The organism is Stutzerimonas kirkiae, assembly GCF_004327335.1.
GTDB classification, from domain to species: domain Bacteria; phylum Pseudomonadota; class Gammaproteobacteria; order Pseudomonadales; family Pseudomonadaceae; genus Stutzerimonas; species Stutzerimonas kirkiae.
Window position 1 is genome coordinate 172,621 of record NZ_QJUO01000001.1, and the last position, 12,111, is coordinate 184,731.

Annotated in this window: 11 protein-coding genes and 1 CRISPR repeat array; of the genes, 6 read left to right on the forward strand and 5 right to left on the reverse strand. The window is 64.1% G+C overall.

The window, feature by feature from the left end; translation table 11 throughout:
• The first annotated feature begins 33 nt into the window (after nucleotides 1-33).
• The 4 genes from csy1 to cas6f are packed head-to-tail and all read left to right on the forward strand — an operon-like array spanning nucleotide 34 to nucleotide 3,996.
• Nucleotides 34-1,395, forward strand: a complete 1,362-nt coding sequence (gene csy1, locus DNJ95_RS00755; RefSeq protein ID WP_131182813.1) for a type I-F CRISPR-associated protein Csy1 — start codon at nucleotides 34-36, stop codon at nucleotides 1,393-1,395.
• Complete coding sequence (gene csy2, locus DNJ95_RS00760; protein WP_131182814.1) at nucleotides 1,388-2,371, forward strand: type I-F CRISPR-associated protein Csy2; 984 nt, start codon at nucleotides 1,388-1,390, stop codon at nucleotides 2,369-2,371. The genes csy1 and csy2 overlap by 8 nt, the downstream gene beginning before the upstream one ends.
• Nucleotides 2,372-2,391: 20 nt before the next feature.
• Nucleotides 2,392-3,429 carry a type I-F CRISPR-associated protein Csy3 gene (gene csy3, locus DNJ95_RS00765; protein WP_131182815.1) on the forward strand — a complete coding sequence of 346 codons (1,038 nt, stop codon included), beginning with the start codon at nucleotides 2,392-2,394 and terminating at the stop codon, nucleotides 3,427-3,429.
• A 3-nt stretch (nucleotides 3,430-3,432) separates the two neighbouring features.
• Nucleotides 3,433-3,996, forward strand: a complete 564-nt coding sequence (gene cas6f, locus DNJ95_RS00770; RefSeq protein WP_131182816.1) for a type I-F CRISPR-associated endoribonuclease Cas6/Csy4 — start codon at nucleotides 3,433-3,435, stop codon at nucleotides 3,994-3,996.
• A 129-nt stretch (nucleotides 3,997-4,125) separates the two neighbouring features.
• A CRISPR array of direct repeats spans nucleotides 4,126-4,813; the repeat unit is 28 nt; unit sequence CTTCACTGCCGTGTAGGCAGCTCAGAAA.
• A gap of 31 nt (nucleotides 4,814-4,844) precedes the next feature.
• Here cas6f and DNJ95_RS00775 read toward each other — a convergent pair.
• Nucleotides 4,845-5,216, reverse strand: coding sequence for a DUF1090 domain-containing protein (locus DNJ95_RS00775; protein ID WP_131182817.1), 372 nt, complete (start codon nucleotides 5,214-5,216; stop codon nucleotides 4,845-4,847).
• A 94-nt stretch (nucleotides 5,217-5,310) separates the two neighbouring features.
• Here DNJ95_RS00775 and DNJ95_RS00780 point away from each other — a divergent pair, with 94 nt between their 5' ends.
• Entirely contained in the window at nucleotides 5,311-6,678 is a 1,368-nt protein-coding gene (locus DNJ95_RS00780; protein WP_131182818.1) for a nucleobase:cation symporter-2 family protein, read from the forward strand.
• 55 nt (nucleotides 6,679-6,733) lie between these two features.
• Here the strand turns inward: DNJ95_RS00780 and DNJ95_RS00785 are convergent, their stop codons facing one another.
• Nucleotides 6,734-7,258, reverse strand: a complete 525-nt coding sequence (locus DNJ95_RS00785) for a dihydrofolate reductase (RefSeq protein WP_131182819.1) — start codon at nucleotides 7,256-7,258, stop codon at nucleotides 6,734-6,736.
• A gap of 43 nt (nucleotides 7,259-7,301) precedes the next feature.
• The gene (locus tag DNJ95_RS00790) at nucleotides 7,302-7,538 is read right to left on the reverse strand and encodes a DUF4282 domain-containing protein (protein ID WP_131182820.1); all 237 of its coding nucleotides are present in this window, start codon (nucleotides 7,536-7,538) and stop codon (nucleotides 7,302-7,304) included.
• Between the two features lie 356 nt (nucleotides 7,539-7,894).
• On the opposite strand from DNJ95_RS00790, the gene DNJ95_RS00795 reads away from it, so the two are divergent.
• Nucleotides 7,895-10,030 carry a methyl-accepting chemotaxis protein gene (locus tag DNJ95_RS00795; protein ID WP_131182821.1) on the forward strand — a complete coding sequence of 712 codons (2,136 nt, stop codon included), beginning with the start codon at nucleotides 7,895-7,897 and terminating at the stop codon, nucleotides 10,028-10,030.
• Nucleotides 10,031-10,124: 94 nt separating this feature from the next.
• Here DNJ95_RS00795 and DNJ95_RS00800 read toward each other — a convergent pair whose 3' ends face one another.
• On the reverse strand, nucleotides 10,125-10,964 hold the full coding sequence (locus DNJ95_RS00800; RefSeq protein ID WP_131182822.1) for a 23S rRNA (adenine(2030)-N(6))-methyltransferase RlmJ: 840 nt from the start codon (nucleotides 10,962-10,964) through the stop codon (nucleotides 10,125-10,127).
• 172 nt (nucleotides 10,965-11,136) lie between these two features.
• On the reverse strand, nucleotides 11,137-12,024 hold the full coding sequence (locus DNJ95_RS00805) for a LysR substrate-binding domain-containing protein (RefSeq protein WP_131182823.1): 888 nt from the start codon (nucleotides 12,022-12,024) through the stop codon (nucleotides 11,137-11,139).
• Nucleotides 12,025-12,111 lie beyond the last annotated feature (87 nt).

Here is a 12,111-nt window from a genome sequence, read left to right on the forward strand (position 1 = left end):
AGGGATTCTCGATGACACGAACAGGAGCCGCCCATGCCAGATGCTGAAGAACGAACACAGCGCTTCCGCCAAACCATCGCCACCTTTATCAATGAACGGCGCGATACCAAGCTCAAGGGCCTGGACGCAGAAGCCGCCACCCTGACTGCGGGCAAGTACGACTACGCCACCTGGCTGGCGGATGCCGCGCGACGGGTCGCGCAGATCCAGGCGGTCACCCATGTGCTCAAGGCCACCCATCCCGATGCCCGCGGCAGCAGCCTGTATATCGACCCGCGGGCATTGCCATCGCGCAGTGAAATCGGCAGTCACCTGCTGGGCAAGCATTACGAAACCGATATCGTCGGCAACGCCGCCGCCCTGGATGTCTACAAGTTTCTCAAGCTGGAGGTCGAGGGCCGACGCCTGCTCGACTGGCTGGAGGCCGACGACGGCGACCTGCTCGCCGCCCTGCACGAAGACCCGGGCACCGCCAGCCAATGGGCCGCTGCCTTCAAGGGGCTGACCCGCGCCGCCGATACCCTGGCCTCCCATGGCCTGGCCAAGCAGGTCTACTGGAGCGTTTCCGGCGAGCCGGCCGACGACAGCGGCTACCACCTGCTGCAACCGCTGTTCTCCAGCAGCCTGGCCCATGCCGTGCACCAGGAGATCAACGACGCCCGCTTCGGCGAGGCCAGCAAGGAAGTCCGCCAGGCCAGGCGCGACAAGAAGCCCAACGAAGGTGCCTACCGCGACTACCGCAACCTGGTGGTGCGCAAGCTCGGCGGCACCAAGCCGCAAAACATCAGCCAGTTGAACAGCGAGCGCGGCGGACTCAACTACCTGCTGGCTTCGCTGCCACCACGGTGGAACCAGGATCGCCCCCGGCAGTTCCTGTTCATCGACTCGGCTCTGGAACGCTTTCGTCGCTACGAAGGCGTCAACGAACTGCTGGAAACCTTGCTGGCCCTGCTGACCAGCAACCCCGAGCCGACCTTTGATACCCGCACCAAGCGCGAACGTATCGAACGTGCCCTGGGCCAATCGCTGGCCGCCTTCGGCCTGGCCAGCCGGCAATTGTTCCAAGCGGGCTGGAGCCGCGATGCGGACTGCCGCCTGCCACTGTGCGAAAGAATCTGGCTCGACCCTGAGCGCACGGACTTGCCACTGCGGGAGGAAGAAGGTGTTCGGCAAGAGGACGAAGATTTCATCGCCGCCTTCGAGTGGAAGGACTGGCCGGACGAAGTGGCCCACCGCTTCGGCAACTGGCTCAACGCCATCCTGCTGCAACACAAGTTGCCGGTGGGCGATGCCGAGCACGCGCACTGGGCGCGCCAGGCGCTGATCGACGCCGAGTGGCCCGCGCCCATGCAGCGCCGCGCACGGCCCACGGGTGTGGAGGTGACGCATGGCTGAGTGCCCGCACTTCGAACACCTGCTGGTGCTGCCGCGTTTGCGGGTACAGAACGCCAACGCCATCTCCAGCCCGCTGACCCACGGCTTCCCCTCGATCACCGCCTTTCTCGGCCTGATGTGGGCGCTGGAACGCAAGACCGGGGCGAGCGGACTGGACCTGCAATTCAATGCCGTTGGCGTGATCGCCCATCAGCACCAGGAACAGATCACCGACGGCGGCTTCGTCAACGCCTTCCGCCTGACCCGCAATCCCGTGGACAAGACCGGCGGCACGGCGGCCATCGTCGAAGAAGGGCGTATCCATCTGGACATCAGCCTGGTCTTCGCCGTGCGCAGCCAGGCGCTACAGGACGAACAGAGCGCCCCAGGCATCGCCGCGCGGGTGCGCGAGCAGCTCGGGCAGATGCGCATTGCCGGCGGCAGCCTGGTCGAGTCCTCGGCCCCGCGCAGTAGGCAACGCCCCTATGTGGTGAGCCTGACCGGCGATGCCGAGGGCCAGCAAAGGCTGTTCGACCGGCTCAAGCTGCGCCTGCTACCGGGCTTTGCCCTGGTGGAACGGCCGGACCTGCTCGAACAGCGCCATCAGGCACTGCTGGCCACGCAAGCCGAGGCCACCCGGCTGGATGCCTGGCTGTCCCTGGCGCGGATCAACTGGCATTGGCAGGCCGCAAAGGAGAACGGCCAGGGCGAATGGCAGCACGACCGCCAGGACCTCGGCTGGATCGTGCCCATCCCGCTGGGCTACGGCGCTCTGGGCGCCCTGCAGGACCCCGGCAGCGTGATCAATGCCCGCGATAGCCAGACCCCCTTCCGTTTCGTCGAGAGCCTCTATGGCATCGCCCAATGGCTCAGCCCGCACCGTCTGCACAGTGCGCGACAACTGCTCTGGTATACCGACAGCCAGCCCGATGACGGCCTGTACCGCTGCCGCAACGACTACCGGCCGACGCCGGTGCATGAATTCGACTTCGACTGATCACTACAAGGAATTTCATCATGTCCAAAGACCTCAAGACCGCCTCCGTCCTCGCCTTCGAGCGCAAGCTCGATCCTTCCGACGCGCTGTTCTTCGCTGGCGACTGGAACCAGCGTGACAGCGCCAGCGACTGGAGCCCCGTCGTCGTTCGCGAGAAGTCCGTGCGCGGCACCATCTCCAATCGCCTGAAAACCAAGGACCAGGATCCGGCCAAGCTGGACGCCGCCATCGAGAACCCCAACCTGCAGACCGTAGACGTCGCCGCCCTGCCAGCCGACGCCGATACCCTCAGTGTCGGCTTCACCCTGCGCGTACTGGCCGGCACCGGTCAGCCCTCGGCCTGCAACGACGCCGACTACCGGCAGAAACTGCTCGCCACGGTGCAGGGCTACGTGGCGGCCAACGGCTTCGGCGAGCTGGCCCGGCGCTATGCCCACAACCTGGCCAGCGGCCGTTTCCTGTGGCGCAACCGTATCGGCGCCGAGCAGATCGAGGTACGCATCGCCCACCTGGCCGATGGCAAGGCCCAGAAGGAATGGCGCTTCGACGCCTTCGACCTGTCGCTGCGCGACTTCCAGGCACCGAGCGGCGCAGCGGCGGCCACCGCCCTGGAGCAACTGAACGCCCTGATCGCCTCCGGCCTGGCCGGTGAACGCCATGTCCTGCTGCGCATCAGTGCATTCGTGCGCCTGGGCAACGGCCAGGAAGTCTTCCCCTCCCAGGAACTGATCCTCGACCGCGGCCGAGGCGACAAGAGCAAGACCCTCTATCAGGTGGATGGCATCGCCGGCATCCACTCGCAAAAGATCGGCAACGCCCTGCGCAGCATCGACACCTGGTATCCGGAAGCCTCCATCAACGGCCCGATCGCGGTGGAGCCCTACGGCTCGGTCACCACCCAAGGCAAGGCCTACCGCCAACCCAAGCAGAAGCTGGACTTCTACTCCCTGCTGGATACCTGGGTGCTGAAGGACAAGGCTCCCGAACTCGACCAGCAACACTTCGTCATCGCCACTCTGATCCGTGGCGGCGTATTCGGCGATTCCGACAAGGGCTGAGCCATGAATCACTACATCGACCTGAAACTGCTGCCCGATCCCGAGTTCCCCCAGGCGCAGTTGATGAACGCGCTGTTCGCCAAGTTGCACCGTGGCCTGCATGACCTGCGCCGCAATGATGTCGGCCTGAGCTTTCCGGCGTTCGAGCAGGCTCGCCACGGGCTGGGCGACCACCTGCGCCTGCACGGCACGGCCGAGGCGCTGGATCGCCTGCTGGCGCTGAACTGGCTCACGGGCATGCGCGACCACGTGCGCCTGGGCGAGTTGGCCCCGGTGCCGGCAGGGGTGCGTTATCGCCACGTCAGCCGTGTGCAGGTGGACAGCAACCCGGAGCGCGCCCGCCGACGCCTTGCCAAGCGTCACGACATCAGCGAGGAAGAAGCCCGCCAGCGCATCCCGGACAGCGCCGCCAAACGCTGCGACCTACCCTTCGTGATCCTTCGCAGCAATGGCAACGGGCAACCCTTTCGACTGTTTATCCGCCATGGCCCGTTAATCGACATCCCAACCCCCGGCCCCTTCGGCAGTTACGGCCTAAGCGCCACCAGCACCATCCCCTGGTTCTGACCCTTTTTTCAGGCAACGCTGGAGCCCTTGTAAAATCAAGCAGTTACAAGCGGCTTCAGAAAAAGGGTAAAGCCTGTGGAAAATGGCTTTTTCTCTTTGGAAACGGATAGTTATTGAGGAAACTGGCTACTTCACTGCCGTGTAGGCAGCTCAGAAACGCCCGAGGGCTGTGGCAGTTCGAGCGCGGCGCTTCACTGCCGTGTAGGCAGCTCAGAAAAGTATGGCCGAAAACCAATGTCGCGATATCTTCTTCACTGCCGTGTAGGCAGCTCAGAAAATCCGCCCGGAGAACAGCACGTCAGTTGCCATCTTCACTGCCGTGTAGGCAGCTCAGAAAAGAGGACGTCGGCCGGGGCGTTCTCGTCATCTCTTCACTGCCGTGTAGGCAGCTCAGAAATACGCCTGCTGGTGCCTCGCAGCGCGTGGTAACTTCACTGCCGTGTAGGCAGCTCAGAAATGCGGGCCTGACTTGAGGATTGGTTTGATCTTCTTCACTGCCGTGTAGGCAGCTCAGAAATATTTGAAGACGAAGAAGCCATTGAGTGCTTCCTTCACTGCCGTGTAGGCAGCTCAGAAAACACACGCCGCTCCTTGTCGTCATAGACCAGTCTTCACTGCCGTGTAGGCAGCTCAGAAAAGCACCCTGACTGTCACCCCCACCCAGCTCCGCTTCACTGCCGTGTAGGCAGCTCAGAAATGTCACCTGGGTGGCGCAACTGGTGATTCTCACTTCACTGCCGTGTAGGCAGCTCAGAAATCACCCATCACCCCAACCCCAGTGGACGTACCCTTCACTGCCATGTAGCCGGCAAAGAAACTGATGATGGCTATACCGGCCACGGCGGGCCTTATTGCCGCTCCAGTGCCTCCAGCTCCCGGACAGCCTCTTCCAGCTTGCGAGTCCTTTTCTCGATCTTGCCGGGGTCGCCGCCCTGCTGGGCTTCACGCAGGTCGGCCTGGCGTTCCTGGACTTCGGCCTGCGCCGCCTCGTAGTCGGCCTGGCGCTCTTGCCGCAGGCCTTCTTCGGTACAGTGCTCGCGCACGGCGCGCAGGGCCTTTTCCAGGCCGTGGGTGCGGCCCTCGTTGCCGTGCGCCCTGGCTTCCTCTAGCTGGCCGAGGATCGCGCGCTCCTTGTCGGCACAGCTCTGCGGTGCGGCCTGTATGGCCGTGCAGAGCAGGAGGATGGGGGACAACAGCAGCGAACGGGGTAGCGATATCATTTCCGGAACCCTTCCTGTGAGTTTCCGGCAGCCTAACACTCGCGGTGGCCGCTGGGCCTCCGTAGAATTGCGCTCTTTTTCCCGGAGCCTGCCGATGAAGCCGCCAAGCACTGCCGAGACCCGGCCCGACGAACTGGTCTACGGCCTGGAAGACCGGCCCAGGCCGTGGCTCGCCCTGCTGGCCGCACTGCAGCATCTGCTGGCGATCATCGTCCCCATCGTCACGCCGGGCCTGTTGATCTGCCAGGCGCTCGGGGTTTCCACCCGCGATACCAATATGATCGTGTCGATGTCGCTGGTGGTGTCCGGCATCGCCACCTATGTGCAGTGCCGGCGCTTCGGCCCGCTGGGTGCGGGGCTGTTGATCGTGCAGGGCACCAGTTTCAATTTCGTCGGGCCACTGATCGCCGGTGGGACGCTGATGGTCAGCCAGGGCACGCCGGTGGAAGCGGTGATGGCGGCGATCTTCGGCGTGGTGATCGCGGGTTCCTTCATCGAGATCGGCGTGTCCCGGGTGCTGCCCTTCGTCAAGCGCCTGATCACGCCGCTGGTGACCGGTATCGTGGTGCTGATGATCGGCCTGACGCTGATCAAGGTCGGCCTTGTCAGCATGGGCGGCGGCTACGGCGCCATGGCCCAGGGCACTTTCGCCAACGGCGAGAACCTGCTGCTGTCGGGCACTGTGCTGGGGCTGATCATCCTGCTCAACCGTATCCCGCTGGTGTGGGTGCGCAGTTGCGCCATCGTCATCGCCTTGGGCGTCGGCTACGGGCTGGCGGCCTGGATGGGGCGGCTGGATTTCGCCGGCATGCACCAAGCACCATTGTTTCAGGTGCCGACACCACTGCATTTCGGCCTGGGCTTCTCCTGGGCGCTGTTCATTCCGATGCTGGTGATCTACCTGGTGACTTCGCTGGAAGCGATCGGCGATATCACCGCCACCAGCAAGATTTCCCGCCAGCCGGTGGAAGGCCCGCTGTGGATGCGGCGCATCAAGGGCGGGGTGCTGGTCAATGGTGTGAATTCGTTGCTGGCCGGGGTGTTCAACACCTTCCCCAGCTCGGTGTTCGCGCAGAACAATGGCGTCATCCAGTTGACCGGCGTCGCCAGCCGCCATATCGGCCTGTGGATCGCCGCCATACTGGTCGTACTGGGCCTGTTCCCGGCTGTTGCCGGGGTGATCCAGGCGGTGCCGGAGCCGGTACTCGGTGGCGCGGCGATGGTGATGTTCGGCGCGGTGGCGGCGGCGGGTATCAATATCCTCGCCGGCATCGAGCTGGATCGTCGCGCCCTGCTGATCATCGCAGTGTCGCTGGCGCTGGGGCTGGGCGTCACCCAGGTGCCGGAGTTCCTCGAACATATGCCAGGGGCATTGCGCGACGTGCTCGAGTCCGGGGTCGCCACCGGCGGCATCTGTGCGTTGCTGCTGAACTGGTTCCTGCCCCAGGCGAAAGACTCGTAGATACAAGGGTGCGCCCTGCGCACCGGCTTCTCCGCTCAGGAGCGCATGGCCATATTCAGCCGCGCTCCCACACCTCGCAGGCATAGGCCGGGCGGCCTTCCTCGGCGGGATGTTGCTTGCGCGACAGCAGCCGCCAGTGGTCGTCGTGCCACTCGGGCAGGAACACATCGCCCTCGGGCTCCAGGGCCACACGGGTGAGATACAGGCGTTTGGCGCGCGGCAGGGCATCGGCGAACAGTTGCGCGCCACCGATCACCATCAGTTCGCTGGCGCCCTGCTCCAGGGCCCAGGCGTCGGCACGCTGCAGTGCCGCATCCAGGCTGCCGAAACATTCGGCACCCGGCAGGCTCAGGCCGGGCTGGCGGCTGATCACCAGGTTGAGGCGGCCCGGTAGCGGGCGACCGAGCGAATCCCAGGTCTTGCGGCCCATCAGCACGGGTTTGCCGAGGGTCACGCGCTTGAAGTATTGCAGTTCCGCCGGCAGGTGCCAGGGCATGCGGTTGTCGCGGCCGATCACGCCGTTGTCGGCGACCGCCACGATCAGGCTCAGGGGGAGTCGAGTAGTCATGGCGGCGAGCATAGCAGGGTGACTGGTGGCCACCAACCCGGGTGCCACCCGGCGATCACTCGCGGTTGGCGACCTTCTGCAGGTTCTCGTTGATCTTGAACAGTACGATCAGCAATTCGCACCAGATGCGCATCCCGATCGCACCGAATACCAGCACGCCCAGGCCGGTGAAGAAGCTGTCGCTGAACATCGCGCCCAGACCGCCCAGCAGCACGCTCAGCAGGCCGAGCCAGTAGATGAAGGTGATGATCTTCGGGGTGATCATCGTGTCGAAGAAGAAGATATCGCGCATGGCATGGCCTCATATGTGATCGTGAACCGACTCCAGGCAGGGACATGCTCCGATGGCAGCCAGTCCCTGGCGAATCCGGCGTTGCAAATGCAACGCAACGGACCCTAACAGAAGCCTGCGCATTGAAACCAGCATTCGGAAAGATTGCCAGGGCGATCGTGCCATGTCGTTATCCGCGGGTAAGATTGGACGCCGAGTTACACGGCATGGTTAATGCTGGCGTAGAGCCATTCGGCCTGGTCTGGTATACCAAGACGAATCCATGCTGCGATGTGACCGTAAAGAAACGTCAACGGCTCTAATGCTTTAACCCGTGCCGGTCGATAAACCGACATATCTTGAAATCCGGAGCTCCCATGCGCTTCAAGTCCATTCAGTTTTCGGTTGCGGCTCTAGCTGGCGCCAGTGTCTTGGCAGTCGTCATAGCATTGGTGCTCTATGCACTATTTTCGGGCTCACGCACCCAGACCGCAGTCCAGAACAGCACACGCTCATTGCTCGAGCAGACGCTGGAGCAACGCCTGGTCACCCTGGCCCAGCGCGAAGTGAGCGAGATCCAGCGCGAGCTCGAATTTCCGCTGGCTATCGCGCAGAACCTGGCGCATATCAACAGCCTGATGGGGGAAGAGGACAGGTACGGCAACCCGGCCATAAACAGCGGTCGCGATGACCTGGCGGCCATGTTGCGCAATGTTCTGGTGCAGAACCCCAAGCTGATCGACGCCTATATCGGCTGGGAACCCAACGCCTTCGACAATAACGATGCCGCATATGCGGGGCTGACCGCCAACGGCTACGACGAGACGGGCCGCTTCATGCCCTGGTGGTACCGGGATGAGAATGGCAAGCCAATGGTGGAGGCTCTCGGCTCGGACATGGAGAACCAGGAACTGCTGCCCACCGGGGTGCGGGCGGGCGAGTACTACCTGTGCCCACGGGAAACCCGCAAGACCTGTATCGTCGACCCAGCCGCTTATGAAATGGGCGGGAAAATGGTCATGCTGTCATCCTTCAACGTGCCCATACTGGTCGACGGCAATTTCCGCGGCATCGTTGGCGCCGACCTCGCCGTCGACTTCATCCAGGACCTGCTGCAGCAATCCAACCGGCAACTCTACGAAGGCGCGGGCGAGATGGCGCTGATTTCCAGCAACGGACGCCTGGTCGCCTATACGGCGGATGCCGCCAAGCTCGGCGAACCCAGCGCCCAGGTACTGCCGAAGCTGGGCGACCTGAGCCGCCTGCAGAGCGGCCAGCCACACTTCTCCAGCGACGCGGAGTCCGGCCTGCTGCAACTGCTGCTACCCTTCACCATCGGCGAAACCCAGACCCGCTGGACGCTGGTGCTGCAGTTGCCGGAAAGCGCCGTCTATGCCGAACTGCATGCGTTGCAGGAAGCCCTGCGCAGCCAGCATGAAACCGATATCGCCAGCATGACCCTGATCGGCCTGCTGATCGCCGGCGCCGGCCTGCTGGTCGTCTGGTTCGTCGGTTATGGCATCGCCCGCCCGCTGCGGCAGATGGTCACGATGCTCGACGATATCGCCCAGGGCGACGGCGACCTGACCAAGCGCCTGCAGGTCGACCGCCCGGACGAGCTGGGGCAGATCGCCAAGGGCTTCAATACCTTCCTCGACAAACTGCAGGCGATGATCCGCAACGTGGTCGGCTCCGTGCAGCAGGTCAGCGATTCCTCCGAACACACTGCGCACATTGCCATCCGCACCAACCAGGGCGTACAGAAGCAGATGGCCGAGATCGACCAGGTCGCCACCGCCGTGCAGGAAATGAGCGCCACCGCCCAGGATGTCGCACGTAATGCCGCGCACGCCGCCGAAGCCGCCAATCATGCCGACGCCTCGGCTAACGACGGCAAACGTGTGGTGCAGAGCACTTCGAATTCCATCAGCGCGCTGGCCAGCGAGATAAGCCGGGCGGTCGGCGTGGTGCAGGCGCTGGCGCGCGACAGCGAGAATATCAACGCCATCCTCACCTCCATCCGCGCCATCGCCGAACAGACCAACCTGCTGGCGCTCAATGCCGCCATCGAGGCGGCCCGCGCCGGGGAGCAAGGCCGAGGCTTCGCCGTGGTGGCCGACGAGGTGCGCAACCTGGCACAGAAGACCCAGCAGGCGACCTCGGAAATCCAGTCGATGATCGAGCAGTTGCAGAGCGGTACGCGCGACGTGGTACAGGTCATGGAGCAGAGCCAGGAGCGCACCAATGACAGTGTCCGCCAGGCCACCGACGCGGCCCAGGTGCTGGAGGCGATCACCCAGGCGGTTTCCGTGATCAACGACATGAATACACAGATCGCCAGCGCGGCGGAGGAGCAGAGCGCGGTGGCCGAGGACATCAACCGCAATGTCACCACCATCGGCCAGGTCGCGGCTGAAGTCGCTGGCGGTGCCGACGAAGCCAGCCAGGCCAGCCGCGAGCTGACACAACTGGCCGAGCAGCAGCGGCGGCTGATCAACCAGTTCAGGGTGTAGAAGCAGCGGCAAGCTTCAAGACGGTTTCTCGCCCCTGCGAACAACCGCAAGGCAATGAATATCGACTTGCCGCTCGTAGCTTGCAACTGCTGTTTCAGCCCTCCCCGATCAACCAGTCCAGGCGCCAGCCGCCCTGGCTCTGGGCCAGGTGCTCGGCCAGCCAGGGCAGCACCTCGCGCAGGGTGTCCTCCAGCCCCCAGGGCGGGTTGCTGATGGCCAGGCCAGAGCCGCTCAGGCGCGAGGCATCATCAGTCGGGTGCACATACAGCTCGGCGCGCAGCAATTTGGGCGCGCCGCTGCGGGCAAGATCCTGATAGAAGCGCTTGAGCTGGCGTTCATCCTTGATCGGGTACCAGATCACGACGATGGCCTGGCGCATGCGACCGATGGCCTCCTGTAGCGCCGTGACACAACGGCTCAACTCATCGGCCTGCTCGAAGGGCGGGTCGATCAACATGAGCACACGCTTCTCCCGGGTCGGCAACAAGGCACGCGGCACATGCCAGCCCTCCCCCCGGTGCACGGCGACACGCCGGTCGCCGGCCATGTTGTCCTTGAGCAGTTGCCCGTCCTCGGGGTGCTTTTCATTCAGGTGCAGGCGATCCTGCGGGCGGCTCAGTTGCCGCGCCAGCTCGGGCGAGCCGGGGTAGTAGCGCAACGCTCCATCGGCATTGAGCTGGCGTATCACGCCCAGGTAATCCGCGAACACCGCCGGCATGCCCTCGGCCTGCCACAGCCTGCCGATGCCCTGCGACCATTCCCCGGTGCGGCTGGCCTGGTCGCCGGCCAGGTCGTACAGGCCGATCCCGGCGTGGCTGTCGAGGTAGGCATAGGGCGCATCCTTGCGCGCCAGCATGGCGAACAGGCGGGTCAGGACCAGGTGCTTGAACACGTCGGCATGGTTGCCGGCATGGAAGGCGTGGCGATAATTCATTGGTACAGGGCTCCTCGGAGGTCGCGAAGTTTAGCAGGTCGTCGAAAAACTACCTGCGTTGCCATCGCCGCGTTAAGACCAGGCTAAAAATGCTCATTTACAGTTGTAAACTCCGCTTTTCACCTGGTTTGGCCTTGCGCTGGCTGCCTCGCTTGCGTTTTTCAACGACCTGTCAGCCGTTCGCGTAGCGCCGGGCACGCAGCAGTTCGAGCAGGTGCTCCAGCGCCGGATGCTGCACGGCGTCCTGGCGGCGTACCAGCAGGGTCGGCGCGTCGGCCAACTCGGCCGGCAACTCCTGCCACGCCACCAGCGGCCCACGTGGATGACTCTGGCGCAGGAACAGTGGCAGCATTCCGATGCCCATGCCGGCGGCGATGCTGGCGAAGATCGCATCCAGCGACCCATAGCTCTGGCGCGCAGTCACCCGCAGCCCTCGTTCTTCGCTCCAACGCTCCAGGCGTTGCTGGTAGTGGCAGCCGCCCGGAAAACCGATCAGCGTGACCGGGTACTCCAGTACCTGCTCCACCCGGGCTCCAACCGCCAGCACCAGCGCCAGCCGCTCCGGCCAGATGGCTTCGGTGCGCAATGCCGGGTGCTGGTACGGCCCGCCGATCAGCGCGGCATCCAGCCGCCCGGCCAGCACTTCCGCGAGCATATCGCCACTGGTGCCGGTCTTCAGTTGCAATTGCACACGCGGGGCATCGCGATGGAAAGTCGCCAGCACCTCTGGCAGGCGCACCGCGGCACAGGTTTCCATCGCCCCGAGACGCAGGGTGCCCGACCACAGGTCATCCTGCACACTGTGCCAGGCCTGCTGGCACAGTCGGTCGAGTTGCTCGGCATAGGGCAACAGCCGCTCGCCGGCTGGCGTCAGGTGCAGGCGCTGGGCCTGGCGCTGGAACAACCTCACACCCAGTTGCCCCTCCAACTGGCGCAGGCGCGCCGAGACATTCGAGGGGACGCAATGCAACTGGTCGGCTGCCGCTGTCAACGATCCACAACGACTGACCGCCAGGAAATGCCGCAGCAACTGCGGGTTCAGGCGTTCCCAGGCAGACATCGAAAACCTCACTGAAAGTGAAAGGGCTAGTCAGTATTTTTCACTCGCAGTCCATGACTGGCAAGCAGTAGTCTGCCGGCAGACAAC